Annotated in this window: 15 protein-coding genes and 2 tRNA genes; 12 read left to right on the forward strand and 5 right to left on the reverse strand. The window is 65.6% G+C overall.

What is annotated here, in order from left to right:
- The 3 genes from ACZY1F_RS11565 to ACZY1F_RS11575 are packed head-to-tail and all read left to right on the forward strand — an operon-like array spanning position 1 to position 7,396.
- Positions 1 to 417: an MGMT family protein gene (locus ACZY1F_RS11565; RefSeq protein WP_463941817.1), complete on the forward strand. Its 417-nt coding sequence runs from the start codon at positions 1 to 3 to the stop codon at positions 415 to 417.
- Entirely contained in the window at positions 414 to 3,869 is a 3,456-nt protein-coding gene (locus ACZY1F_RS11570; protein ID WP_463941818.1) for an ATP-dependent helicase, read from the forward strand. Before ACZY1F_RS11565 ends, ACZY1F_RS11570 begins: the two co-directional genes overlap by 4 nt.
- Positions 3,866 to 7,396, forward strand: a complete 3,531-nt coding sequence (locus tag ACZY1F_RS11575; RefSeq protein ID WP_463941819.1) for an ATP-dependent helicase — start codon at positions 3,866 to 3,868, stop codon at positions 7,394 to 7,396. Before ACZY1F_RS11570 ends, ACZY1F_RS11575 begins: the two co-directional genes overlap by 4 nt.
- Positions 7,397 to 7,434: 38 nt before the next feature.
- On the opposite strand, the gene ACZY1F_RS11580 is transcribed toward ACZY1F_RS11575, so the two are convergent.
- Positions 7,435 to 8,697 (reverse strand): macrolide 2'-phosphotransferase, encoded by a 1,263-nt coding sequence (locus ACZY1F_RS11580; RefSeq protein WP_463941820.1) that lies wholly within the window; start codon positions 8,695 to 8,697, stop codon positions 7,435 to 7,437.
- A gap of 169 nt (positions 8,698 to 8,866) precedes the next feature.
- Between ACZY1F_RS11580 and nudC the strand changes: the two genes are divergently transcribed.
- The 3 genes from nudC (at position 8,867) to ACZY1F_RS11595 (ending at position 12,702) form a co-directional block, all read left to right on the forward strand.
- Complete coding sequence (nudC, locus tag ACZY1F_RS11585; RefSeq protein ID WP_463941821.1) at positions 8,867 to 9,889, forward strand: NAD(+) diphosphatase; 1,023 nt, start codon at positions 8,867 to 8,869, stop codon at positions 9,887 to 9,889.
- 69 nt (positions 9,890 to 9,958) lie between these two features.
- Positions 9,959 to 12,094, forward strand: coding sequence for an ATP-dependent DNA helicase UvrD2 (locus ACZY1F_RS11590; RefSeq protein WP_463941822.1), 2,136 nt, complete (start codon positions 9,959 to 9,961; stop codon positions 12,092 to 12,094).
- The gene (locus ACZY1F_RS11595) at positions 12,091 to 12,702 is read left to right on the forward strand and encodes a M48 metallopeptidase family protein (protein WP_463941823.1); all 612 of its coding nucleotides are present in this window, start codon (positions 12,091 to 12,093) and stop codon (positions 12,700 to 12,702) included. Before ACZY1F_RS11590 ends, ACZY1F_RS11595 begins: the two co-directional genes overlap by 4 nt.
- Positions 12,703 to 12,824: 122 nt before the next feature.
- On the opposite strand, the gene ACZY1F_RS11600 is transcribed toward ACZY1F_RS11595, so the two are convergent.
- Positions 12,825 to 14,270 carry a zinc-dependent metalloprotease gene (locus ACZY1F_RS11600; protein ID WP_463941824.1) on the reverse strand — a complete coding sequence of 482 codons (1,446 nt, stop codon included), beginning with the start codon at positions 14,268 to 14,270 and terminating at the stop codon, positions 12,825 to 12,827.
- 131 nt (positions 14,271 to 14,401) lie between these two features.
- Between ACZY1F_RS11600 and ACZY1F_RS11605 the strand changes: the two genes are divergently transcribed.
- The 5 genes from ACZY1F_RS11605 (at position 14,402) to ACZY1F_RS11625 (ending at position 20,213) form a co-directional block, all read left to right on the forward strand.
- Positions 14,402 to 15,595: a YlbL family protein gene (locus ACZY1F_RS11605; RefSeq protein WP_463941825.1), complete on the forward strand. Its 1,194-nt coding sequence runs from the start codon at positions 14,402 to 14,404 to the stop codon at positions 15,593 to 15,595.
- Positions 15,596 to 15,730: 135 nt separating this feature from the next.
- The gene (locus ACZY1F_RS11610; RefSeq protein ID WP_463941826.1) at positions 15,731 to 18,733 is read left to right on the forward strand and encodes a UPF0182 family membrane protein; all 3,003 of its coding nucleotides are present in this window, start codon (positions 15,731 to 15,733) and stop codon (positions 18,731 to 18,733) included.
- An 80-nt stretch (positions 18,734 to 18,813) separates the two neighbouring features.
- Positions 18,814 to 18,887, forward strand: a tRNA-Met gene (locus ACZY1F_RS11615).
- 147 nt (positions 18,888 to 19,034) lie between these two features.
- Positions 19,035 to 19,111 (forward strand) — tRNA-Met (locus ACZY1F_RS11620).
- A 169-nt stretch (positions 19,112 to 19,280) separates the two neighbouring features.
- Positions 19,281 to 20,213 (forward strand): cytochrome b/b6 domain-containing protein, encoded by a 933-nt coding sequence (locus ACZY1F_RS11625; RefSeq protein ID WP_463941827.1) that lies wholly within the window; start codon positions 19,281 to 19,283, stop codon positions 20,211 to 20,213.
- On the opposite strand, the gene ACZY1F_RS11630 is transcribed toward ACZY1F_RS11625, so the two are convergent.
- From ACZY1F_RS11630 to ACZY1F_RS11640, 3 genes are all read right to left on the reverse strand, one after another.
- Positions 20,203 to 21,675, reverse strand: a complete 1,473-nt coding sequence (locus tag ACZY1F_RS11630) for a cryptochrome/photolyase family protein (RefSeq protein WP_463941828.1) — start codon at positions 21,673 to 21,675, stop codon at positions 20,203 to 20,205. The genes ACZY1F_RS11625 and ACZY1F_RS11630 overlap by 11 nt on opposite strands.
- Positions 21,676 to 21,838: 163 nt before the next feature.
- A complete protein-coding gene (locus tag ACZY1F_RS11635) occupies positions 21,839 to 22,630 on the reverse strand; it encodes a PspA/IM30 family protein (protein WP_463941829.1) in 792 nt (263 codons plus the stop codon).
- A gap of 112 nt (positions 22,631 to 22,742) precedes the next feature.
- Positions 22,743 to 24,791: a TPM domain-containing protein gene (locus tag ACZY1F_RS11640; RefSeq protein WP_463941830.1), complete on the reverse strand. Its 2,049-nt coding sequence runs from the start codon at positions 24,789 to 24,791 to the stop codon at positions 22,743 to 22,745.
- 286 nt (positions 24,792 to 25,077) lie between these two features.
- On the opposite strand from ACZY1F_RS11640, the gene ACZY1F_RS11645 reads away from it, so the two are divergent.
- On the forward strand, positions 25,078 to 26,694 hold the full coding sequence (locus ACZY1F_RS11645; RefSeq protein WP_463941831.1) for a S1C family serine protease: 1,617 nt from the start codon (positions 25,078 to 25,080) through the stop codon (positions 26,692 to 26,694).
- The last annotated feature ends 182 nt before the right edge of the window (positions 26,695 to 26,876 follow it).

Consider the following 26,876-nt stretch of genomic DNA (forward strand, 5'->3'; position numbering starts at 1 on the left):
ATGCGGACTGAGTACATTGAGGCGGTGCTCGCGCTGGTCGAGCTGGTTCCAGCCGGCACCGCACTGGCCTACGGTGATGTGGCCGAGCTGCTGGGATCCGGCGGTCCCCGGCAGGTGGGCCACGCCATGAGCCACTACGGCAGCCAGGTCGCGTGGTGGAGGATCCTCAAAGCAAGCGGTCAGGGTCCGGAAGGCCATGAGGCCGAAGCACTGCGCCACTACCTGCAGGAGGGGACGCCGCTGCTCGGCAACTACGATGCCTTCCTGCGTACCGGCGAAGGCAAATGGCGGGTGGACCTGATGGCAGCACGCTGGGCCCCGGGCGAGGGTGGCTTCGACCGGATCGACGCCATTGCGGAGCAGCTGGAGCGGCGGCTGCATAGATTGTCGGTGGCAGATGATGAAATGTCTGTGTGACCGTATCAATCCCCGTAGTTGACCCCGCCAAGTCCACACGCACGTCAGCCAGGCCCGCGTCCGCGGCCGGACGTGCCAGCGGAACGGGCCTGCGTCTTCTTCCGCCGCGGCAGCTGCACGCCGATGTTCCGGCGTTGTCTGCAGACCAGCGCGACGCCGTCGACGTTCCCCACGGCTCCGGACCGGTCCTGGTTCCCGGCGCACCGGGAACCGGAAAATCAACGGTCCTGATCGAAGCCGCCGTACGTCGCGCCCTGCAGGGCGACGTGGACCCGGAGCGGATCCTTATCCTGGCGCCCGGACGCCTCGCCGCCGACTCACTCCGCGACCGGTTCACCGCACGCTTGGACCGGAGCCTGAGCACCACTCCGGCCCGGACCTGGGCATCCTATGCCTTTGACCTGATCCGCCGGGCAAAGGCAGAGGGAATCCTTCCGCTTCCGCGCGCGCCGCGCCTTCTGTCCGGCCCGGAACAGGACCTTATCATCCGCGAACTATTGGAGGGCCACCGGATGCCCGGGCTGGAACTTCCATGGCCAGCGGACCTGGAAGCGGCACTGGAGACGCGGGGCTTCCGCCACGAGGTACGCCAACTCTTCGACCGGATCATCGAATCCGGCCGGACCGCCGGTGACCTCGAGGAGCTGGGCCGCCAGTGCGGCCGGCCGGACTGGATCGCCGCGTCGGCACTGTACGCCGAGTACCGGGACGTCCTGGACCTGCGCATGCCGGAGGCCTTCGATCCTGCCGGCATCATCACCACGGCACGGCAGATCTTCCAGGACGAGCCTGAGTTCCTGGCCGCGGAACGGGACCGGCTCCAGCTGGTGCTGGTGGACGATGTGCAGGAGGCAAACCCCGCCGTTTTCGAACTGCTCGCCGACATCGCCGCCGGCAAGGACTGCTATGTCGCCTTCTCCCCGGATACCGTTGTGCAGGGATTCCGCGGGGCCAGGCCCGACCTGGTTGCGGAACTGCCGCACCTGCTTTCGGCGGAAACCGGCATCATCGAGCGGCCGCTCTGGCACACCCATCGGCACACCCCCGCCATCGCAGAAGCCTGGCTCGGCATTGCGGGCCGGATCTCACAGCGTGCGGGCGGCCAGCTGGCCAGGCGGCTTGAGCAGCCCGAACCCCTGGCCGGAACCGCGCACGGCCCCGCCGCCGTCGTCGAACCCCAACCACAATCCGCCGGAACGGTGGAGGCACACCTCGTTCCGTCGCCGGTCCACGAACTGCGGTACGTTGCCCAGCGCATCCTGGACCAGCACGTCAACCATGGCCGCGACCTGGCCGAGATCGCCGTGATCGTGCGTAACGGCGGCCAGCTCAGTGAGCTGCAGCGATACCTCACGGGCCAGGGGATCCCGGTGCGCGTTCCGGTAGCTGAGTCCGCGGTCCGCGATGAGGTGGCCGTCCGCCCGCTGCTGGACGCCTACGCCATTGCGCTGGATCCGGAACTGCTGACCCCGGAAGCCGCCGTCGCCCTGCTGACGTCGCGGATCGGGGGCGCCACGTCCATTGAACTGCGCCGGCTACGTCAGTCGCTCAGGCGGGAAGAACTGCTGGGCGGCGGCGGACGCACCAGCGACGCCCTGCTGGTTGAAGCATTATCGGAACCCGGTGCCCTGGGGACGCTGGGCCTGGAAGGCCGTTCCGCGCGCCGGACCGCCCGCATGATCCAGGCAGGGCGGAGCGCCGCCGCCGAGCCCGGAGCCAATGCCGAGACTGTTCTCTGGGCCCTGTGGCACTCCACCGGACTGGCCAACGCGTGGACCGAATCCGCCCTCACCGGCGGTTCCCATGGAGCCCGCGCCGACCGGGACCTCGATGCCATGATGGCGCTTTTCCACACCGCCGAGCGCTACGTGGACCAGATGCCGGGCGCCGGGCCGGAGCAGTTCCTTGAGTACCTCCTGAACCAGGAGCTGCCGATGGATACCCTGGCCGCGCGGGCGCAGGTGGACGACGCCGTCGAGCTGATGACCCCGGCCAGTGCTGCCGGGCGGCAGTGGCCCGTGGTCATTGTGGCGGGGCTGCAGGAAGGCGTCTGGCCTAATACCCGGCTCCGCGGTGAGCTGCTGGGCAGCAGCCTGTACGCTGACGCTGTGGAGCACGGGGTCAGCTATGCATTGCAGCTGGACCCGCTGAGCCGGCTGCGGGAAATCCGCTACGACGAACTCCGAAGCTTCTCCACGGCCGTTTCCAGAGCATGTGAGATCCTGATTTGCACTGCGGTTTCGTCCGAGGATGACCAGCCGTCGTCTTTCCTTGACTATGTAGCGCCGCTTGCCGCTGGCGCCGAGGGCAGGGGGTTTACCCCGGTGGAACGGCCCATGACCCTTCGCGCCCTGGTGGCAGAACTGCGCCAATACGCGCAGCTGGATGGAAAATATGAGCCCGAAGCCGCCGAGGCCGCCAGAGTCCTGGCCGGACTTGCTGCCGTGGAACCGGCGGTCCCCGGAGCGCATCCGGACAGCTGGTGGGGCCTGTCGCCTTTGACGACGTCGGAGCCGGTTGTCCCGCCCGGAGGGACGGTTTACGTCTCGCCGTCGAAGGTGGAATCCGTCCAGAAATCACCGCTCGACTGGTTTGTGCAGGCGGCTGGTGGAGAAGCCGCCACCGACTTCGCCCGGAGTCTGGGCACGCTGGTGCATGCCATCGCGCAGGACCTGCCGGACGCCTCCGGGGGCGAGTACGTCGCCGAACTCATCCGCCGGTGGCCAACCCTGGGCATGAAGGACAACTGGGAAGGCAAACTCGACTTCCAGCGTGCCGAAACTATGGTGCGCAAGCTCGCACAGTACGTCCTGGTGATGCGGAGCGAGGGGCGGAGCCTGCTGGGCGTCGAGCAGGACTTTGAGGTCCGGCTGCCCGACGTTCCGCCGGCGGATGCCGGGCAGCACGATGCCCGGTCCGTCGGAGATTTGGACGGCGGGACCGTCCTTCCCCGCGCCGCCGTGCTCCGCGGCCAGGTTGACCGGCTGGAGGTCGACGCCGAAGGAAGGCTGGTCATTGTGGACCTCAAAACCGGTAAAAGGCAGCCCGGCAAGACAGAGTTGTCTCGCCATCCCCAGTTGGGGGCCTACCAGGCGGCGGTCCTTGCAGGCGGTTTCGCGGATGTACACGGGCTGCCCGGCTCAGCAGAACCCGACACGGTAGTGCCGGACTTACCAATACCGGGCGCACCTGTGCCGGGCTCACCTGTGCCGGGCGGCGCGGTGCTGGCGCAGCTCGGAACAAGCACCAAGAGCCCCGGCATCCAGCAACAGGATCCCCTGGAGGCCCAGGATAACTGGGCTCTGGACATGGTCACGGATGCGGCCGCCGTTATGTCCGGCAACAGCTTCGAGGCCAGGCACGACCCCGCAAAGAGCAGCCACGGAGGGCACGGTTGCCGGCTCCCCGAGGTCTGTCCGCTCTGCGTCCGCGGAAAGCAGGTCACTGAATGAGCCAGCCCCAGGTTCCAACGCCGCTGTTTACCCCGGAGCAGCTGTCCAGGCTACTGGGCGAAAAGAATACGCCGACGCCCGAACAGTCCGCCATTATTTCCTCACCCCTGGCTCCCCGGCTGGTGATCGCGGGAGCGGGCTCCGGCAAGACCGCCACTATGGCCGACCGCGTGGTCTGGCTCGTCGCCAACGGCTGGGTCAGGCCTGAGGAAGTCCTGGGCGTGACCTTTACCCGGAAGGCGGCGGGTGAGCTTGCCACCCGGATCCGGGCCAAGTTGGCCGCGCTGCAGCGGGTCGCTGCCCAGGACACGCGGCATGAAGTGTTCCCCGAGGGGCTGCTAAGCACCGACGCACTTGAGCCAAAAGTGTCCACGTACCACTCATTTGCCAGCGGCATCGTTTCTGACTACGGGCTGCGGCTGGGCGTGGAACGCGACGTTGTGCTGCTTGGCGGGGCCCAGGCCTGGCAGCTCGCCAGCGAAGTGGTGGAAGCGTTCGACGGCGATTACAGCCACTTCAAGGCCGCCAAGTCCACGCTCGTCAAGGCAGTCATCCAACTCGCGGGGGAGTGCGCGGAGCACCTGCAGGAACCGGCCGACGTCGAGGCCTGGCTGCTGGCGCGGCTCACCGAGTTCGAAGAACGTCCCTATGTGGCCGGAGCGACAAAAAACGCCCCCCAGGCAGCCGGTGAACTCGCCGCGATGCTGCGTACGAGGGCCAGCGTGGCTGACATGGTGGGCCGATACGCCACCGCCAAGAAGTCACGGGGAGCCTTGGACTTCGGCGACCTGGTGGCACTTGCGGCCCGTGTTGCCCGTGAGATCCCCCTTGCGGCGGATATGGAACGCCAGCGCTACAAGGTGGTGCTCCTCGACGAGTTCCAGGACACGTCGTATGCCCAGCTGGTCTTGTTTTCGCGGCTATTCGGGGAGGGCCATGCGGTCACCGCTGTGGGAGACCCCAACCAGTCGATTTACGGCTTCCGGGGTGCTTCGGCAGGTCAGCTCTTCCACTTTGTCCGTGAATTCCCGGTCCGCGTGGACACTGACTACGGGCCGGGACGCTTCGAGCCCGCCCCTACGTCATACCTCACCACGGCGTGGCGCAACGGCCGGGCCATCCTGTCTGCTGCCAACATCATGTCAGAGGCCTTGGGGCGCGCCGAGGCCCAGAAGGCCCCTGCCGGCAGCGCTGCGAAAGGCACCATTCCGGCGGGCACGGCACCCGCGGCGGCGAATGTGCCGCCCCTGCAGCCCAGCCCCTTCGCGGTGGAGGGGCGGGTGGTACTGGGCCGCTTCGGCACAGACCTCGACGAAGCCGCAGTCCTTGCCGAGGACGTCTTGAAGTACCGGATCACGGACTTTGAACGTGAGGCTGACGGCACCCCGGTGCCACCGGCACTAGCCGTCCTGTGCCGGCGACGTGCCCAGATGGAGACCATCCGGCGGGAGTTCGAGGCGCGGGGGATTGCCTACGAAATTGTGGGGCTAGGCGGGCTGCTCGACACCCCCGAAATCGTTGACCTGGTGGCTACGCTCCGGGTGCTGGCCGATCCTGGACGCTCGGACTCCCTAATGCGCCTCCTGGCCGGCGCGCGCTGGCGGATCGGGCCGGCAGACCTGATGGCCTTCCGCGACTGGTCCAGCCAGCTCGCACGCCGCCGCGGCCGCCCGTCCTCCGGCGCTGCTACACCGGAGGTCGGGCCCGTAGACGCGTCCGAGGAGGCCGTCATCGAAAGTGACCTGACTGACGGCGCCAGCCTGGTCGAAGCACTGGACTGGCTGCCACGCGCAGACTGGACCTCGTCCCACGGCCGGACGTTGACCGAGCCGGCCCGCGACCGCCTCGGCAGGCTCTCAGCGGAACTCAGGCAGCTGCGTGGCTACCTCGGGGACGAGCTCACCACCCTGCTCGGCGAGGTGGAACGCGCCATGTTGCTCGACATCGAAGTGGCAGCGCGCCCGGGAACCAGCATCCACCAGGCCCGCCGAAACCTGGATGCCTTCCAGGACGCGGCGGCCGGTTTCCTGCGGACCTCGGACCGGGTGGACATCCTTGCGTTCCTGGCCTGGCTTGAAGCCGCCGCGGCCGAGGAAAACGGCCTCGAAGCTCCGCCGTCGGATATCAACCGCGAGGCCGTGCAGCTGCTGACCGTTCATGCGTCAAAAGGCCTGGAATGGGACGTCGTTTTTGTTCCGGGCCTCAACGCCGGTGCCTTCCCCAGCAGCAAGGACTCCCGTTGGAGCAGCGGCGCGGCGGCCCTGCCGTGGCCGCTGCGGGGCGACCGTTCGGATCTGCCCCAGTGGGATACCGACCAGCCGGACCAGAAGGGCTGGCTGGACGCCGAGAAGGACTTCAAATCAGCGGTCCAGGCCCACGGCGAGGGCGAGGAGCGCCGCCTCGCCTATGTGGCGTACACCAGGGCAAAGCACGTCCTTTGGGTCACCAGCGCAGCATGGGTGGGCTCCCGGGCAGGGCGTGCTGAAATGTCACCGTTCCTCGCTGAACTGGAACAGCTTGTCGGCTCCGTCCCTGACAGCGCTCCGGGAAGGGACATGGAAACGAACTGGGCCTTGGTCCACCCGGCGTCAGTGGACGAGGCCTCCTTGCCGGAGAAGAGCCCGTTGACTACCGAAACTGAGGTGGCCAGATGGCCCTATGACCCCCTCGAAGGCCCGGTGGATGCGCGGACCGGGGAGCGACTGCGGGTTGTTCCCGGCAGGAGGCTGGCCATGGAGCACGCCGCGGCTTGTGTCCGCGACGCCTTGGAGCTCTTGGTTTCCGGGAACCAGGTGCCGGTCCTTGAACATGCATCCGGCAATGAGTCCAGGCCAAAGCTCCGGGGCAATGCGGCTGGCTGGGCGAGGGAAGCGGCCTTGCTGCTGGAACGGCGTTCCAGGCGCGCATCCGGGCAGGACGTTCACTTGCCCGGTCACATCTCTGCGTCCACGCTGGTGGATCTTGGCGAGGACCCGGCGGGGGTAGTGGGCCGGCTGCGAAGGCCTGTTCCGCGTGAGCCCGGCATGTCGGCGCGGAAGGGGACGGCATTCCACGCCTGGGTTGAAGAGTACTTCGGCGCAGCCGGCATGCTGGATCTTGGCGAGGCCCCCGGCTCCGACGATCACATTGACGCCGCCTATGATCTAGACAGCATGGTGGCCACCTTCAAAGCCTCCGAATGGGCGGACAGGTCACCGGCATTTGTCGAAGTGCCGGTGGAAACGCGCGTGGGCGACGTGGTTGTCCGTGGACGCATAGATGCTGTCTTCCAGGACGCGGACGGCAGGTGGGACCTGGTGGACTGGAAAACCGGCCGCCGGCCCTCAGCCGCCCAGCTGAAGGCCAAATCGGTGCAGCTCGCCGCGTACCGGCTTGCTTGGGCCCGGCTCAAGGGCGTGGCAGTGGAGGACGTCAGGGCCGCCTTCTTCTACGTTGCGGACAACCAAGTGGTTCGGCCGCACGATCTGGGCACTGCTGAGGAGCTCGAACAGATCGTGTCCGCCGCCCTGGAAGTCAGCGTTCCCTGACACCAATGCTCCCTGAATTCAGGAAGCGATTCCGGGTGTCAGTGCTTCCTGACTTCGACGATGCTGATGGCGGCGGTGGACGTGTCCTCGGCGGACGGCCGTACTCCCGGCTTGTCGTCAGGCTCTTCGTCCGCAGAGTCTACGTCCGCCGGTGCCACGTCGGACGGGATGGGCTCGGCGGGGATAGGGCTGACTTGTACTGCGGGCACGGCCGGAACGGGCTCCACCGATAGGACGGGCACCGGCGCGACGGTCACCGCCGGAGCAGCGGCCAGACCCACCGGCTGGGACCTGCCCGCTGCCGGGGGGTGGGCAGCAGGGGACTGGGCGGCGTCGTCGGCCGGGGCAGCCGGTGCGGGCAGCGGTTCGACACTGATGGCCTGGCCGCCGTGCTCTTCGACGTCGGCCGCGAGCGTTTCCAGCATGCCTTCGGCTTCGGCAACCAGCCCGTCGTCGCCGGCCGCAATGCCCTTGACGAGGTATTGCGCCAACGCGAACTCGGCTGACAAAGCGGCCCGCCGGATCAGGTGCTGGTCCGGTACGTCGCGGCGGCTGCCGGTGTAACTTGCCAGTACGGCGTCCACAAAATCCTGTTCATTCGAGGCAACCAGCCAGGCAAAGTCGTCGGCGGGATCCCCGATCCGAAGGTCCGTCCAACCCGTAACGGCCGTGACACGGCCGCTTTCGACGAGCAGGTTGTCCTCGTGGAGGTCGCCGTGGACAACGCACGGGTTGAACCGCCATAGCGAGACGTCTTCGAGTGCATGTTCCCAGCGGAGCAGCAACGAAGCCGGGATTTTTCCGGTAGTTGCTGCCTGGTCAAGCTCGTTGAGCCGGCGCTGGCGGAATTCGTTGGGGGTATAGCTGGGCAGGTCCGCGTTGCTGACCAGGGAGTGCGGAAGATCATGGATGGCTGCCAGGGCTGTCCCGATTTCCCGGGCAAGCGCGGCGGGACCCGCGGTGAGTTCCTCAACACTTTGCGTGCTGCCGGCCAGATGGGAGTAGACAAAGGTGCTGAGGCTGCCCAACCGGACGCTGCCGGCAACCGTGGGCATCAGGAAGGGCAACTCGGCCCGGATGGCAGGTGCGAATGCGCGGAGGACAAGGAACTCCGTCTCGAGCCTCGCGCTTGCTTCCGCATGCCGCGGCGACCTGACCCGCCACCGCTTGCCCTCCGAATCCAGCAGCAGCGCGGAGTCGAAATCCGCGGGATCGTCCGCAGCGGAGCTAACGGCGGTAGGGGTCAGCCCGGGGACTGCCGCGGTTGCCACGGCTGCCAGTTCGATCGGTTTTCTTCTCACCGTTCCACGGTAGATTGAGTGGCGGCCAAGACAACGATGTGCGGCGGCGAGTCTCCAGATATGCTGCAAAAGTCGGCTTCGGCACACCGCCTGGAGGCCCATGCCACATGTGCTGGCCGAATGTCCCCGCCGAATGTAAATTGTCCGTCCGAGTCAGTACGGTGGACACATGAGTCATGCGGAGTCCGCTATACCGGCCTACCAGCCGCAGGCAGTCCAACTGCCGGCCAACCACCTGTTTGATACCGTGCTGCCGGTCCTCCCGGCTGCCGTTGACCGCGGCTCCGCTGATCGTGTCCGGCCAGGCATGGTTGAGGAACTGCTGGACAGCGAGCATACGCGGGCAGTGGTCCTAGCCGGGCGGCAGGCCCTGGTGCAAGGCAACCAGCTGCTGCTGCCCGCCGCCGCACAATTGCTCGCTCACCTGCGGGACCGCGGCTCAGCCCCGGAGCAGGTCATCTATCTTGGCGCCGCGTTGGACGGCTCGGATCTTGCCGCCGGCACCGAAGTGGTCCTTGTTATCCTTCCCGAACCTGCCGAGCCCGGCACTGCGGGAATCCCGAACGATGCGCAGTGGGCCGGCTTCCGCGACATCGCTGCCGTCCTGAACCCCACTGACACGGCGTTGTTCGTCGAGGCCAGCGCCATCGCCAACTGGCATGCCGGCCATACACACTGCCCCCGTTGCGGAGCACGTACTGAAGTGGCGGCCGGCGGCTGGGTCCGCCGCTGCCCCGAGGACAGCTCGGAACACTACCCCCGGACGGATCCGGCCATCATCGTCACGGTGGTAGGGCCGGACGGACGGCTGCTGCTCGGTGGCGGCGGCCCGGTTGACGCCAAGAACTACTCCACGCTGGCAGGATTCGTCGAACCTGGCGAATCCCTGGAACAGGCCGTCATCAGGGAAATCCACGAAGAGGTGGGTGTCAGGGTCACCGGCTGCCAGTACTTGGGCTCGCAGTCCTGGCCGTTCCCGGCCTCCCTTATGCTTGGATTTACCGCCATCACCGAAGACGCCGTGGCAAAGCCCGACGGCGTGGAGGTAACCCGTGCGCGCTGGTTCAGCCGGGAGGAACTCCAGGGCGCCGTGCTCACAGGTGAAATCACCATCTCCAGCCGGCTGTCCATCGCCCGCTCGCTGATTGAGCACTGGTATGGCGGCCGGATCATGGACCGTACGGATACCTGACCCCCCGGATCAGGCATCACCATTGGCCAGACGCCAGCATGTGGCAGTCGCGACAACAGAGCAGCAGAAGTGACCACAGAGAATTTTGACAGTACCGAGTCCCTTGAGGAACGAATCCTTGGGGGGCTTGACGCTGAACAGCGCGAGGTCGCCAGCACGCTGAATGGGCCGCTGTGCGTCCTCGCCGGTGCCGGCACCGGCAAGACCCGGGCCATTACGCACCGGATTGCCTATGGCGTGCACTCCGGGGTGTATAGCCCCCAGCGGCTCCTCGCCGTGACGTTCACGGCCCGGGCCGCAGCGGAAATGCGCAGCAGGCTGCGGGACCTCGGCGTAGGCAATGTGCAGGCACGCACGTTCCACGCCGCCGCCTTACGGCAGTTGCAGTTTTTCTGGCCACAGGCGGTCGGCGGCACCCTGCCCAACCTGTTGGACCACAAGGCCCAGATGATCGCCGAAGCGTCCCGCCGCCTGCGGCTCAGCACTGACCGCGCGTCCATCCGGGACCTCGCCTCCGAAATCGAATGGGCCAAGGTGTCCATGCTGACCCCGGCCAACTACCTCGAGAACGCGCAGGGCAGGGGAACCCCTGGCGGGTTCGACCTTACCGCCGTCGCCCGGGTCTTCCAGTCCTATGAGGACGTCAAGACGGACCGCAACGTCATCGACTTCGAGGACGTACTCCTGATCACCGTAGGGATCCTGCAGGAGGACCAGAAGGTCGCGGCCACTGTCCGCGAGCAGTACCGGCATTTTGTGGTCGATGAGTACCAGGACGTTTCGCCGCTGCAACAGCGACTCCTGGAACTGTGGCTTGGTGGCCGGGACGAGCTGTGCGTAGTGGGCGATGCGAGCCAGACCATCTACTCGTTTACCGGCGCTTCGCCCAAACACCTGCTGGGATTCAAGGCCCAGTACCCCGAGGCCAATGTGGTGAAACTGATCCGGGATTACCGTTCCACGCCGCAGGTGGTCAAGCTGGCCAACGATCTCCTTGCCGCCCGTCGCGGCGGCGGACCGGTGGCCGATGCTGCCTGGGCGGCTCCGCTGCAGCTGGTGGCCCAGCGGGCGGCGGGGCCGGTGCCCCAGTTCACCGAATGCAGCGACGATGAAGCCGAAGCCGCCACAGTGGCCATTAAGATCCAGGAACTGCTCGACGCCGGCACTCCCGCCAGCCAAGTGGCTGTCCTCTTCCGCACCAACGGGCAGTCCCAAGCGTACGAACAGGCGCTCGCTGCGGCCGGGATCAGTTACCAGCTCCGTGGCGGTGAGCGTTTCTTCGCACGCAAGGAAGTGCGTGACGCCATCCTTCAGCTGCGCGCGGCCACCAGGGCCGTCGCCGAAACTGCGACACCGGAACCGCTCGGCCAGCTGGTCCGCGATATCGTGGCCTCGCTGGGATACACGGAGGCTCCACCCCATAACGGCGGCGCGCTGCGCGAACGCTGGGAGTCCCTGGCGGCGCTGGTGGCGCTCGCGGACGAGCTTGTCCACGTCCGCGGCGAGCACTTCAATCTCGGGGACTTCGTTAATGAACTCCAGGAGCGGTCCCTCGCGCAGCATGCTCCCACTGTCCAGGGCGTGACGCTCGCGTCGCTGCACGCCGCGAAGGGCCTCGAATGGGATGCCGTGTTCCTGGTGGGCCTCTGCGAAGGCCTGATGCCTATTTCCTTCGCTGACACACCCGAAGCCGTGGATGAGGAGCGCCGCCTGCTCTACGTAGGTATCACGCGTGCCCGTGAGCACCTATCGCTTTCCTGGTCCACGGCACGCACGCCGGGCGGCCGGGCCAACCGCAAACCTTCACGCTTCCTCGACGGGCTCCGGCCCAATTCGGTGGCCAGCTCCAGCGCCCGCGGAAAAGGGCCGGTGCCGCGCCGGAAATCAGCTGCCCCCGCCACTTGCAGGGTCTGCGGGAGCATGCTGTCCAGCGGCGCCGAACGCAAAGTGGGCCGCTGCAACGACTGTCCCCCCAGCTACGAAGAACAGACATTCGATGCCCTTCGGCAGTGGCGGAAGGAAATCGCCTTGGCTGCCGAGGTGCCGGCGTTTGTGGTCTTCACGGATGCCACGCTGACGGCCATCGCTGAGGCCAAACCGTCCACGCTGGAGGAGCTTGCGGCACTAGCCGGCGTGGGTCCGTCCAAGCTGGAAAAATACGGCGAACACGTGCTGCGGGTGCTCGTCGAAAGCACCACCCTGTGACCCGCCGGCCGGCGGGACAGGACACCTTCCCCCTTACCACGGCGGACGGAGCGCCCGTTGAGGTTCGGCGGTCGGCCCGCCGGACCAGGACCGTGGCTGCCTTCTGGGAGAACGGGACGGCGGTGGTGGCCATTCCTGCCCGGTTCACCGCCGCGCAGGAGTCCGAATGGGTGCACCGCATGCTGGAGAAGCTGCACCGCCAGGGGGAACGGCGCTCACGCAAAGGAAGCAAGCAGCCAGCCACAGATACTGCGCTGGCCGCCCACGCCGCAGCCCTTTCGGCCAGGTACTTCGGCGGCAGGGCAGTCCCGACGTCGGTCCGCTGGGTCAGCAACCAGAACTCGCGCTGGGGCTCCGCAACGCCGTCGGAAGGATCCATCCGGCTCTCCGACAAGCTCAGGCCCATGCCGCAGTGGGTCATCGACTATGTCCTCTTGCATGAGCTCGCCCACCTGCTGGTGGCCGGGCACAACGCCGCCTTCTGGAAGCTGTTGGAGGCCTACCCCGACACGATGAGGGCCAAGGCATTCCTGGAAGGCGTCTCCTTCGCCACTTCCCGGGGTCTGACCGCGGGCAGCAACGATTCAGCGTCAGGTGACGCCGACTAAGGAGGGTCGCTTAAACGTCTCCATCGCGCAAGGACACCGACATCATCAGGATGATACGGCGCATTCGAACACCACCAGCGGCGGCGTAAGCCGGTGTGGCCGCGTCGTAGCGTGGGGTCTGGCTAAGCCTTGGGCTGGTCACCGTCGCCGGCGGGCTGGTCACCGTCGCCAGTGGGCTGGTCACCGTCACCGTCACCGGCGTCGGAATCATCCTGCGGCGCGTCGTCGAAGCCGCCGCTCAGCAGCTTCTGCAGGGCATCGTCCACTTCGCTGTCGCTGGCCTCGGCCAGCTGGCGGCGGCCGCTGAAGCCCTGCGGGTCATCTAGGTCCTCGGCGGTAGGCAGGAGGTCGGGGTGCTGCCAGATGGCATCGCGTCCGGCAATACCGCGCTCGTCCTTAAGCGCGGCCCACAACGTGGCCGCCTCGCGCAGGCGGCGGGGACGGAGTTCCAGTCCCACGAGGGAAGAGAACGCGTGCTCCGCCGGACCGCCGGTGGCACGGCGCCGCCGGACTGTTTCCCGGAGCGCGCCGGCGGAGGGCAGCAGCTTCTCCGTGGCCGCAGCGGTGAGCTCATCCACCCAGCCTTCAACGAGGGCCAGGGCGGTCTCCAGTTTTTCAAGCGCCTGCTCCTGTGCGGGGGTCCGCTGCGGCATAAAGACACCCTGGGAGAGTGCTTCCTGGATGCCTTCAGGGTTGCTGGGGTCCAGGTCGCGGGCCAGTTCTTCAATCCTGGACGTGTCGATGTGGATGCCGCGGGCGTAGGCCTCGATGGCGCCGAGCAGGTGGCCGCGCAGCCAGGGAACCTGGACAAACAGCCGCGCGTGGGCTGCTTCGCGGACGGCCAGGAACAGCCGGATGTCGTTCTCCGGGAGGCTCAGGCCCTCCCCGAACTTGGTCACATTGGCCGGCAGGAGCGCCATTTCCAGGTCGGCCAGGGGAACGCCGATGTCGGTGGAGCTGACAACCTCGGCGGACAGTGCGCCGATGGCCTGCCCGAGCTGCATCCCAAAGATCGCGCCGCCCATGTTCTGCAGCATGGATGATGCCCCGCCCATCATGGACTTCATCTCTTCGGGCATCTGTTCGGTCATGGCGCTCGAGAGTGCGTTGGCGATGCTGTTGGCTACGGGCTCGGTCAGCCGCTTCCACGTCCCAAGGGTGGCTTCCACCCACTCAGCACGGGACCACGCACGGCCGATCAGGCCGGTTGCAGGCAGGTCGGTCACGGGATCGAGCCACAGTTCCGCCAGTCGGAGGGCCTCGTCGACTTCGCGGGTCTGCAGCGACGTGACGGACGGGTCCGCGCTGCTGGCGGCAACCCGGCGGGCGTTCTCGTGCGCGAGCTGCCAGTTGACGGGCCCCTCGGACGGGGCACTCATCATGGCCTGGACCTGGGAGAACATCTGGGCCAGGAGATTGGGGTCGTTCGGCAGGCCAGCTGCCTTCGCGAGTTCGGCAGGATCGAAGTTTTCCATGCCCTTGCCGCCCATCAGGTTCTGCAGCATCTCGGTCAACGGATCCTTCGGCGTATCGTCGCCGTTGGACGGATTGAGTGGGTTGGAGGTCATGATCCCGCCGATCGTCGGTGTGACTGTTCACTTCACGGTACCCCGGGCCGGAGCGGCTGTCTGCCGGACAGGCGTCACGTTCGCTGTAGGCAAAGAGCTGGCCGGCGGCGGCACCGCGTACTGTTGATTCAGTGACTACAACCCGCGGCGATCATCCGCATGAGGACCACACTCCAGAGTTCGACGCCGCCACCACAGCGAGTGCCGCAGCACCCGGAACGGGTGTGGCCGGCATCCCGCCGACCGGGCAATATGCCCCCCGCAGCTCCCCGCCGGGGGACCGGCGCGTGTCCGTGATGATGCTCTCCGGGGTCCTGGCGCTGGGTCTAGGGATCGCTGCCGTCACCGTCCCGGTGCCTTATGTTGTGGAGTCTCCCGGACCCACCTTTAACACCATCGGCCAGAGCCAAGGCAGTCCTGTCATCAGCGTGACGGGCCACGAAACCTATCCCGCCAAGGGAAATCTGGACCTAACCACCGTTTATGTTGACGGCGGCCCTAACGGCCCGGTGAGCGTCTTGGGTGCTTTCACCGCTTGGCTGGACGGGTCCAAGTCCGTTCACCCGGTGGAACTGCTCTACCCCACTGGGACCACGAAGGAGGAGGCCGACGAGCAGAGCTCCGTGGCCATGACCTCGTCGCAGGAGAACGCTGTGGCATCAGCACTCAAGGAGCTCGATATTCCCTTCGGCCAGCAACTCCAGGCCGCGGGACTGCCGGACGGTTCGCCGTCGGCCGGCAAGGTTGAAAACGGCGACATCTTCGAATCGATCAATGGCAAACCCATCACGTCGCTCGCCGTTGTGCAGGAGGAACTTGCCGCCGGCCAGGGGACACCGGCCAGCCTGGTGGTGCAGCGTGGAGGGGAATCCGTCACGCAGACCATCACCCCCATGGACAACGGTGCGGGCCGCTACATTCTCGGAGTCATGCTCAAGTACCTGTTCACGTTTCCGTTTGACGTGAAGATTTCCCTGGACAAAGTTGGCGGACCAAGCGCGGGGCTGATGTTTTCGCTCGGCATCATTGACACCGTGACGCCGGGGGACCTTACCGGCGGCAAACATGTCGCCGGAACGGGGACCATCACCCCGGACGGCGCGGTTGGCCCCATCGGCGGCATCCGGCAGAAGATGCTCGGCGCGCGTGAGGGTGGAGCCACCGTGTTCCTCGCCCCGGCAGAGAACTGCGATGAAGTTGTAGGGCATATTCCGGACGGGCTGCAGGTGCTCAAAGTGGAGAACATCGCAGAGGCGCGGCACGCCGTCGAAGTCGCCGGATCCGGGCAGGACATGGGCGCTTTGCCGGTCTGCACCAGCAACTAGACTGAGGCAGGAACTAAGCTTTACCGCCACTCGTGGCAGATATGACGGACGTTGCCACACGCTTGACCGGTGCCGGACGTCAACCGCACGCACGCTTCTCATGTAAACCTGACGACCAGCTATGAGGTACCGAGTTTGTCCCGTCCTACCAGCCCCATCCCGCCCGGAAGACCCCCCTCGCGACGCGGGGCCCTAACGCCCACGCTGATCGTTGTTGCCATCGCAGTGGTGGGCTTCATCTTCTTCGCCAACGTGTGGACTGACGTCCTCTGGTACCGGCAGCTCGGCTACTTCGAAGTGTTCGTCACGGAAAACCTCGCCCGGATCGGGATCTTCCTCGCCGGCTTCGCGCTTATGTTCGTGGCCGTCTTTTTTGCCATCCGGGTTGCCTACCACGCACGGCCGGTCTATGCACCGGACTCCGAAATGCGCGATAACCTGAACCGCTACCAGGCCCAGCTTGAACCGGTCCGCCGCGTCGTTATGGTGGGCCTGCCCATCCTGTTCGGCCTCTTCGCCGGCAGCGCTGCGGCCAGCCAATGGCAGAAAGTGCTGCTGTTCTTCAACCAGGAGCCGTTCGGCAAGCAGGATCCTGAGTTCGGCCTGGACCTCAGCTTCTACCTCATGACTCTTCCGTTCTTCGGATTCGTCACAGGGTTCCTGATCAGCGTGGTGGTAGTGGCCGGCATTGCCGGCATCCTCACCCACTACCTCTACGGCAGCATCCGGCTGATGGAACGCGGCGTGTTCACCAGCCGCGCGGCACAGATCCACCTCGCCGTGACCGGCGCAGCCTTCCTGATCCTGCTCGGCCTCAACTTCTGGCTGGACCGCTACGCCGCGCTGCAGGGCAACGGCGGGCGCTGGGCCGGAGCGCTGTACACGGACGTGAACGCCGTTATCCCCACCAAGGCGATCCTCGCCGTGGCGGCAGGCCTGGTGGCCATCCTCTTCATAGTCGCGGCGGTCATCGGCCGCTGGCGCCTGCCGGTCATCGGCACCGCCATGCTGATCATCACCTCAATCCTGGCCGGCGGCGTGTACCCGTGGGTCATCCAGCAGTTCCAGGTGCGGCCGTCCGAGCAGACGTTGGAGAAGGAATTCATCCAACGCAACATCGAAATGACCCGGGCTGCCTATGGCCTGGACCAGATCCAGGTGGATCGCTACGACGCCACGAACACCGCCAGCACCGGTGCGCTGGCCCCGGACGCCCAGACCACGGCAAACATCCGTCTCCTGGACCCCAACCTGATCTCCGATGCCTTCTCCCAGCTGGAGCAGTACCGCCCGTACTACCAGTTTCCGGAGGCACTGAACGTCGACCGCTACGAGGTTGACGGCAAAATCCAGGACACCGTCATCGCCGTTCGCGAGCTGAACCCGGAGAATGTCGCCACCAACCAGCAAGGCTGGCTCAACCAGCACGTTGTCTACACCCACGGCTATGGCGTCGTGGCGGCCAAGGGAAACAAGTTCACCGTTGACGGCAAACCGGAGTTCCTCCAGTCGGGTATCCCGTCCACTGGTGTCCTTGGCGATGACTCCACGTATGAGCCGCGTATCTACTTCGGCGAAGACTCCCCGGAGTACTCCATTGTTGGAGCGCCCGAGGGATCACCGCACCGCGAACAGGACAGGCCTTCCGGCAAGGAAGGCGATGGGGAAACCCAATACACCTTCACAGGCAACGGTGGACCCAACGTTGGCAGCTTCTTCAACAAGGTCCTCTACTCCATCAAGTTCCAGTCCTCGGACCTGCTCCTCTCCGATGGGGTCAACGCGGAATCCCAGATCCTGTACGACCGCAGTCCGCGTGACCGTGTGGAAAAGGTTGCCCCGTACTTGACCGTTGACGGTAACGCCTACCCGGCCGTTGTTGACGGCCGCGTCAAGTGGATTGTGGACGGCTATACCACCAGCCAGTACTACCCGTACTCGCAGCAGGAGCAGCTCTCGGCGGCCACTGCGGACTCCCAGACCACGTCAGGCCGGACGGTTGCCCTGCCGAACAGCTCGGTGAACTACATCAGGAACTCCGTCAAGGCCACGGTCGACGCCTATGACGGCTCAGTCACGCTCTATGCGTGGGATGACCAGGACCCTGTTTTGAAGGCCTGGCAGAAAGTTTTCCCCACATCCCTGAAGCCCTACTCGGAGATGTCCGGAGACGTTATGAGCCACGTCCGGTACCCGGAAGACCTGTTCAAGGTCCAGCGCGAACTGCTGGGCCGCTACCACGTCACAGACCCTGTGAGCTTCTTTAAGAGCGACGACGTGTGGAGCGTGCCGAACGATCCAACCGTGGATACCGAAGTGAAGCAGCCGCCGTTCTACATGTCGCTGCAGATGCCTGATCAGGACGATCCGGCGTTCCAGCTGACCTCGTCCTTCATTCCGCAGCCGGGGAACGGCACAGCCCGGAACGTGCTCTACGGCTTCCTGGCGGCCGACTCCGACGCCGGAAAGGAGAAGGGCGTGAAGGCCGATACCTATGGCAAGCTCAGGCTGCTGCAGATTCCGCCGGCGATCCAGGTTCCCGGGCCGGGCCAGGCCCAGAACAAGTTCAACTCCGATCCAACGGTGTCCCAGGCTTTGAACCTTCTGAGGCAGGGTGCTTCCGAAGTGCTCAACGGCAACCTGCTGACTCTGCCTGTGGGCGGCGGCATCCTGTACGTCCAGCCGGTTTACCTCAAATCGACCGGCGAGACGTCCTACCCCACCCTCCAGCGTGTGCTGGTGGCCTTCGGTGACAAGGTCGGCTTTGCTCCGACTCTCGATGGGGCCCTGAAGCAACTCTTCGGTGGCGACTCCGGTGCTGCCGCAGGTGACTCCGACAACACCGGCCAGACCCCGCCCGCTCCAGGGACTACACCGCCGGTGAGCGCAGGTGCCCAGGCTGACCTGAAGGCCGCGCTGGATGAGGCGAACGCCGCTATCAAGGCCGGCCAGGCAGCCTTGGCAGCCGGGGACTTTGCGGCCTACGGGGAAGAGCAGAAGAAACTGGCTGCGGCCCTGCAGAAGGCACTTGACGCCGAGGGCAAGATCCCGGCGCCGGCCCCTGAAGCCACGCCGTCGCCCGAGGCTACGCCGACGGCTACACCTACGGCGACGCCCTCACCGGCAGCCAGCAACTAGGGGGCTTGACCCAGCGAGACGCACATCACGCCACCAGGATTTGGCCTCCCGTTCACCGAACGGTAGAGTTGATCTTGCGACGCGGGGTGGAGCAGTTCGGTAGCTCGCTGGGCTCATAACCCAGAGGTCACAGGTTCAAATCCTGTCCCCGCAACTGGTGAAAAGTCCGGATTCTGGAAACAGAATCCGGACTTTTTGGTTTAACTGAACCCGTCCCAGATAGGCAACCTCGGGGCTGCGGCGTCCTGCAATCACGATTGGTTTTTACCTACTCCAAAGTACGGTAGTGTTGTTCTTGCGACGCGGGGTGGAGCAGTTCGGTAGCTCGCTGGGCTCATAACCCAGAGGTCACAGGTTCAAATCCTGTCCCCGCAACCATGTAGAAGACCCCGACCGGCATTACGCCGGTCGGGGTCTTCTTTTGCCCGNCGACCGGCATTACGCCGGTCGGGGTCTTCTTTTGCCCGATTACATGTGGTTCCTAGTATTCTCGTTCGCAAAGCCCTTTGAGCACCTGGTCAGTCATTCTCGAGAGGAATGTTGTTCGATGTCCACACCCACGAAGAAGCCCGGTTCCTCTACAGGCAAGCGGTCCAGGCTCTACTGGGGTGTTCCTGCCGCTCTAGTAGTACTGGTGCTGGTGGTGCTGGTGGCGAAGTGGATGACAGGCCTTCCTGCGGTGGCCTCGTTCCTGGCTGACTATCCCGGACATTCGGAACTGCCTGAGGGCGCACCCGTCGGATTCCCGGCGTGGCTGGCCTGGCAGCACTTCCTGAATGGTTTCTTCCTGCTGCTCATCATCAGGACCGGCTGGCAGGTGCGGACCACCACCCGACCCAGCGGCCACTGGACGCGCAACAACAAGGGCCTGATCAAGACCAGGAACGCGCCTACCAAGATCACGTTGGAGCTTTGGTTCCACCTGACGCTGGACGCATTGTGGATCCTCAATGGACTGGTGTTTGCCGTCCTCCTGTTCGCGACAGGACAGTGGACGAGGATCGTCCCCACTAGCTGGGATGTCTTTCCCAACGCGCTGTCCGCAGCCCTGCAGTACGCATCCCTGAACTGGCCCACGGAAAACGGCTGGGTCAACTACAACGCCTTGCAGTTGCTGACCTACTTCCTCACCGTCTTCGTCGCTGCGCCACTTGCCTTCATCTCGGGCATCCGGACGTCCTCCGCCTGGCCCAAGAAGGCTGTCGCGCTGAACAAGGCGTACCCGATCGAACTGGCGCGGGCCATCCATTTTCCCGTCATGATCTACTTCGTGGCTTTCATCGTGGTGCATGTCTTCCTGGTACTTGCCACTGGTGCACTGCGGAACCTGAACCACATGTACGCAGTGTCCGACGGCGGCGGCTGGCTCGGCTTCTGGATCTTCCTCGTGTCTGTGGCTTTGATGGTCGCGGCATGGTTCCTCGCCCGGCCCATCTTCCTGCGCCCCATTGCTTCCCTGATGGGCAAAGTCAGCCGCTGATTTCCGAGCCGGTGGGCGCGTCCCGGCCTGGCTGGTCCTCCCGAAGCTTCTGATAGGTCGCAAGCGCCCGCTCCCTGGACTCGGGGAGTCCCACCACGGGAGCGGGGTAGCCGTGGACGTCGGGCTGCTTCCACGGTTCATGGATGGCCTTGCGGTCCATCCGGGCGAGCTCCGGAATGAACTCGCGAAGGTACCGGCCCTCGGCGTCGAACTTCTTGCTCTGCGTCACCGGATTGAAGATCCGGAAGTACGGGGACGCGTCGGCGCCTGAGCCCGCCACCCATTGCCAGTTAGCGGGGTTGCTCGCCGCATCGGCGTCCACCAGGGTGTCCCAGAACCACGCCTCTCCCAGGCGCCAGTCGGCCAGAAGGTTCTTGACGAGGAAGGACGCCGCGGCCATCCGGACCCGGTTATGCATCCAGCCTGTCTGCCAAAGCTGCCGCATCCCCGCGTCCACCAGCGGGTAGCCGGTCCGGCCCTGCTGCCAGGCGCCCAGTTCCGCCGTGGTGGGCTGCTGCCATTCGAACCGATCGAATTCCGGCCTATAGTTTCGGGTAGCCAGCTGGGGGTTGGCATAAAGCAGTTGCCAGCAAAACTCCCGCCAGCCCAGTTCGGAGCGGAAGATCCCGACGTCGGGAGTCACTTCGCGGGGGAAGCGGAGGCGAAGCTCATGCCAGACGCGGAACGGGCTGATCTCACCAAAACGGAGGTGCGGGGACAGCCTGGACGTGCCTTCCACCCCGGGAATGTCCCGGCCCGTGCCGTACTCCTGTGCGGGCCCGTCCAGGAAGTCCTCCAGCCTGCTGTGTGCTCCGGCCTCGCCGGGTTCCCAGCTTGCGGCCAGCCCGCCGCTCCAGTCCGGGGACATGGGCAGCAGTGACCACTCCGCCAAGGCGTCGCTGCCGGGCTTCATCGAACCGGCGGCTGCGGGGGAGGGCAGGCGGGCCGGCGCATCCAGCGGCGGACGGGGCTCGCCGGACGCTGTGCAGGCCCGCCAATAGGGGGTGAACACCTTGTAGGGGCCGCCGCTGCCGGTGGTGATGGTCCACGGCTCGAAGAGCAGGTTGGCCTGGAAGCTGACTGCTTCGATGCCGTTCTCCGCCGCCCAGGCCTTGAGGTCCGCGTCCACGGACCGCTCAGGACCGCCGTAGCGGCGGTTCCACAGAACGTGCTGCGCGCCAGTTTCCGCGGCGAGCTCCCGGATCACACGGCCGGCGGGTCCTCGCCGGAGGGTGAGCGTGGAACCGGCCTCAGCAATCGCCGCCGCCAGGGACGTCAGTGAGTGGTGCAGCCACCAGCGGGCCGCGCCTCCCAAGGGACGGATTCCGGGGGATTCCTCGTCGAGGATGTAGACCACAGTGAGCGGTAGTCCGAGTTCGACGGCGTGGGAAAGTGCGGGGTTATCGTCCAAGCGAAGGTCATCACGGAGCCAGACGATGGAGGATGCAACGAGGGAGGCCATGGCCTCCACGCTACACACCCGCGTCAGGACCCGCACGGCCGCATGGGGCTGGTTGCCCCGCCGGTGGCACTACCGGTTGGAGGTTCTGCCCGGGCACAACAAGGGCCGGGGTTCATGATGAACCCCGGCCCCGGCTGGCCCGCTAAGTGGCGGACGCGGCTGGCTACAGCTTGTCGAAGTCGGCTTCGTCGACCGTGGACGCGGACGCGGACGTGGCGCCGGAAGCGCCGATGGCCGGCTTGGCGCCGCCGGACTTCAGGGCTGCCAGGCGTGCCTCGATTTCCACCTGCTCGCCGAGGTCTTCCAGCTGGTTGAACTGGGCGTCAAGACTCGACGCGGAAAGCTCCTGCTGGCCGCGGACCTTGGCCTCTTCGCGGCGGATTTTCTCTTCGAAACGGCCAACTTCGCTAGTGGGATCCATGAAGTCGATGCTCTTGATGGCATCGTGCACCTGGGACTGCGCCGCTGCAGTCTTGGAGCGTGCAACCAGCTCGTTGCGCTTGCTGGTCAGCTCGTTGAGCTTGCCCTTCATCTGATCCAGGCCCGACTTGAGCTTGTCCACGACCTCGGTCTGCGAGGCGATGCTCGGCTCAGCACCCTTGGCTTCGCTTTCCGCGGACATCTGGCGCTGCAGCGCCACCTTTGCGAGGTTGTCGAACTTCTCGGCATCAATACTGTCGCCGGCACCGCGGTATTCGTCAGCCTTGCGGGATGCGGCAAGGGCCTTGTTGCCCCAGTCCTGGGCGTTCTTGATGTCCTCGCGGTAGTCATCCTGGAGCATACGCAGGTTGCCGATGGTCTGGGCGACTGCGGATTCCGCCTCCGCGATGTTGTTTGTGTAGTCCCGGACCATTTGGTCCAGCATCTTCTGCGGATCCTCAGCGTTGTCCAGCAAAGTGTTGATGTTTGCCTTTGCCAGCTGTGCGATCCGGCCGAAAATGGACTGCTTAACCATGGTGTTACCTTTCGTCCTGCTCAATGGTGGCCACTGAGATCAGTGAACAGTTGTTGTACCGCTTCTCTTCGCCAGCAGGTTCGTTCCTGCCGGCGCCTAGCCTGTTGTCGGATCAGAAACTTCCGGAGTCTCCGCCGCCAAAATCTCCGCCGCCGAAGTCCCCGCCGCCAGAGTCCCCGCCCCAGCTGCCGCCGTCGCTGTGGCCTCCGCCCCAGCCTCCGCCGCTGCCTCCATTGAGGATGGAGTTGATGAGGATCCCGCCAAGGATGGCGCCACCGAGCCCGCCACCGCCTCCGCCGCGCCCGCCGAACATGCCTCCGCCGCCGAAGCCCTGGTTGGCGTAGCCACCAAAGTTGTCGACGTCGGCCTGGGCCAGCTGCGCTGCCTGAGCCGCGAGGGCGTGGGCCTGCTGGGCGTAAGTCAGCGCGGTGACGGGATCGTTGCGGGAGATGGACAGTGCGTAGTCGAGGTTGCGCTGGGATTCTGCGAGCCGCGTGCGCGCTTCGGTGCCCACGCCGCCACGGCGGGCGGTGATGTAGTCCGAGGTGGCGCTGATCTGCGCCTGCGCCGACATGATGGTTTGTTGCAGCGAAGCCTGCGCACGGCGGGCCTGGTCCTGCTGGTTCCGGATGCCGGTGAGGGACTGGTCCAGGGCCTGGTGTGCTGTTTCGACGCGCTGCAGGGTGGCGATTGGATCGATTTTCCCGCCTTGGATTTCGGCCTTGACCTGGCTCAGTGCAGCTTCAACGCCGGCGACCGGGCCGGCCAGTTCGGGGTGCTCGCCGGACTGGATCATAGCCTTCGCCTGCGCGAGGTCCTGGGAGGTTTCGACGACGGCCGCCTCCAGGCCGTTGCGGGCCTCGTCGAGGCTGGCGGAAACCTTGGCGATGGCATCCAGGAGGACATTGGTCTGGTGCAGGCTCTCTTCAGATGCCCGCACGGCGACCGCGGCAAGGCTGCCCTCGCCCGCGGTGAGCTTGTCCTGGGCGGTGGCCGTGGCGTTCTGCACAAAGGCCAGCCGTTCCTTGGCCTGGGTGATGTTGTCGGCGACCTGCACCAGTGCACTGTCCGCGTACTTGGCCCGCAAGGCCGTCAGAGACTGTTCGGCGCTGGCGATCTTGGCGTCGGCTTCGTGGGCTCCGGCGCTGATGGCTGCCAGTGCCTGCGGGGCGTTCTTCTCAAGCTCGCGGAGCGAGTCGAAGTCGGCCTTCTGTTCCTGGAGCGAGCCAAGCGCTGCCTCTGAACGGCGGATGATTTCGCCGAGCCAGCTGCGCTGCTGTTCCTCCGTGTCCGGGATATGGTCGTCAAGCTGCTGCTGGAGCTTGAAGGATTCGGACATGTGGGCCTTGGCTTCGGCCAGGGCCCTGGTGAAGTTTCCCACCGCGGCATCGCCGTACTGGGCCTCCGCGAAGCCGAGTTCCTGTTCGCTGGACTTGATGGCGTCATCGGCCTCGATGATCAGCGAGCCGCTCTTGCGGCGGAGTTCCTCGATGCTGAGTGAAGCCAGCGGATCCAGCTCGGCGCCCTGGGGGCCGTAGCTGGCACTGGACGCCTGGGCGGCCTTTTTCCGTTTGTTGCGGAAGTAAAGGTAGGCACCGGCCCCACCGGCTGCGACTACGCCCGTGCCAACGAGCACAGCTGCGCCGGCGCCGTCACCCGAAGGCACGTTGCCGCTGCCGCCGCCTGCGGCGTCGCCAATGGCTCCAGCGGTGTCAATGGCTGCCTGGGCGAAGTCCCTTTTGCCGCCAGCCAGGTTGGCCGTGACGGCGTTCTGGCTGATGGCTCCCTGCTTGGACTTGATGGGGCTGGCAGAGTTCAGGGCAAAGCTGAATTTGCCGTCCTCCTTAGCTATCGCCAGAACGGCGTCGGACCTGCCCATGCCCTTGTTCGTCGCAACGGCCGCGGCCCAGTCAGCTGGAACCGTTGGGTTGGTGAAAGAGTCCACTGTGACCACATAGAGGTTGTATTTGTGGTCCTTCAGGAGCTTCTGGATGGCTTCCTGGACTTCGCCACTGCGTCCGCCGAGAACCTTGGCGTTATCCACAATGTTGGTTCCGGATGGGATAGTCACCGGGTCTTCAGCCCAGGCCGCGCCGGCAGGAACCGCGAGCAGCCCGGTCAGGCCGATCACGGCGAGGATACGTTTGAACTTTGACCGCATGTGCAACCCTTCAGCACGACTGACACCGATTCGGGACGAATAAGCGTCTCAGAATGCAGCAGCGCCCCCACGCGTGGTGTAAAGCCGCAGGTCGCTGTGGCAATTCCTTTTGATTCTATGGTGCACCTCCTGGTGCGTCCACAGCGGCGAATATGCCACCAGCGAAACCACCGGAAGTGCCTGCTTGCGCGCGAATTCGGTCTCTCAGCAACCTCCCAGCCAACGTTCGCCCCAGTTCCAGCCAGACAGTACATAGTTAATGCAGACGAGGATGAAAGGAAGTCCAATGACTGAGAACCCAACCCAGGGTGCAGCGCCGGAGAACCGCAATCCGGACGAGAACCGGAATGCGGGCCAAAGCCCTGCGGAGGTCCGCAGTGACGCTGCCGGTCAGGCTAATCCGACGGAGCAGCTGGACCGCTCCGGGGCACCAGAGAACCACACCCAGCCGCTGCCGGGTGCGCCCCGTCCGGTTTTTCCTCCCCGCGAGCCGTTCTACGGTCAGCAGACACCGGGCCAGCCCGCTTCCGGACACCAGTACGCCCAGCACGGAGCGCATTCGGCAACGCCCGGCGGCCCTGCTGGCCAGCACAACCCAGGCCAGCACAACCCAGGCCACAACGGCCCGGGCCCGTACAACGCAGGCCAGTACGCCCCGAGCCAGTACAACGCTGCCCCGAATCCGGCCGACGCGCCCCGCCGGAAGGCCGCGTTCGGCGTCGGCACCCTGGTGGCCAGCATCCTTGCCGCCGGCCTCGTGGGTGGCGGCGTAGCAACAGTCGGTTCCGGCAACCTCTTCAACAACGGCTCTCCGTCGGCGGCGAGCAGCAGCAGCCAGCCTGACACCGTCATCGTCAACAACAAGGACGACGTCAACGCCATCACGGCGGCAGCTCTGAAGGCTTCCCCCAGTGTGGTGACCATCAGTGCCACCAGCGGCAGTTCCGGCGGCACGGGCTCAGGCATCGTCCTGGACGACGACGGGCACATCCTCACCAACACGCACGTGGTTACCCTGGATGGCCAGAGCGCCAACGCAACCCTGGAGGTTCGCACCAGCGCGGGCAAGGTCCTCAAGGCCACGCTGGTGGGCACCGACCCCCTTTCTGACCTGGCGGTCATCAAGGTGGACGACACTTCCGGACTGACTCCTGCGACGCTCGGCGATTCCGGCAAGCTCAATGTGGGTGATACGGCCATCGCCATTGGCTCTCCGTTGGGCCTCACGGGCACCGTCACTGACGGCATCGTGTCTACCCTGAACCGGACCATCAGTGTTGCCTCTTCGGCAGCACCCAAGGAGGGTGACGGGACCGAGAGCGGCGACGGCGGCTTCCAGTTCGCCCCGCCAAACGGCGGGCAGGGCCAAAGCACCGCGAACCAGGGTTCCATCTCCATCAACGTGATCCAGACGGATGCAGCCATCAACCCAGGCAACTCCGGCGGCGCCCTGGTGAACACCAAGGGCGAAATCATCGGCGTCAATGTGGCCATCGCGTCCGCCGGCTCCGATTCTTCGTCCTCCAGCGGAAACATCGGCGTGGGCTTCAGCATCCCCATCAACAACGCCAAGCGGGTGGCCCAGGAGATCATCGACAACGGCAAGGCATCCCACGGCCAGTTGGGTGTCAGCGTCCGGGACAAGTCATCCAGCGGGGCGACCTCAGGGTTCTCCGTCGGCGCTGACGTGGCCACGGTAGAGGCAAACTCACCAGCAGGCAAGGCCGGCATCAAGGTTGGCGATGTGGTGACCAAGTTCAATGACCTGGTCATCAGCGAGCCAAACCAGCTGACCGCGGCCGTCCGCGAGCAGCCCGGCGGCTCCAAGGTCAAGCTCACGGTCCTGCGCAACGGCCAGGAGCAGACGTTCGACGTCACGCTTGGCACTGCAGCTGACCAGTAAGGCCTGAGCCGCAGAACACACGGCACACGATAAAAACGGACGACGGCGGCGCTCACCAAAGGTGATCGCCGCCGTCGTCGTACGTGTTCCCCGCGGCGCCGGGGCTGGGCCGTGACACAGGCGTTAACGGGACGGCAACAGGGGACGGCTATATGGTTAGCTAGGATCTACCCGTACCCCGG

The organism is Pseudarthrobacter xylosi (assembly GCF_055412765.1).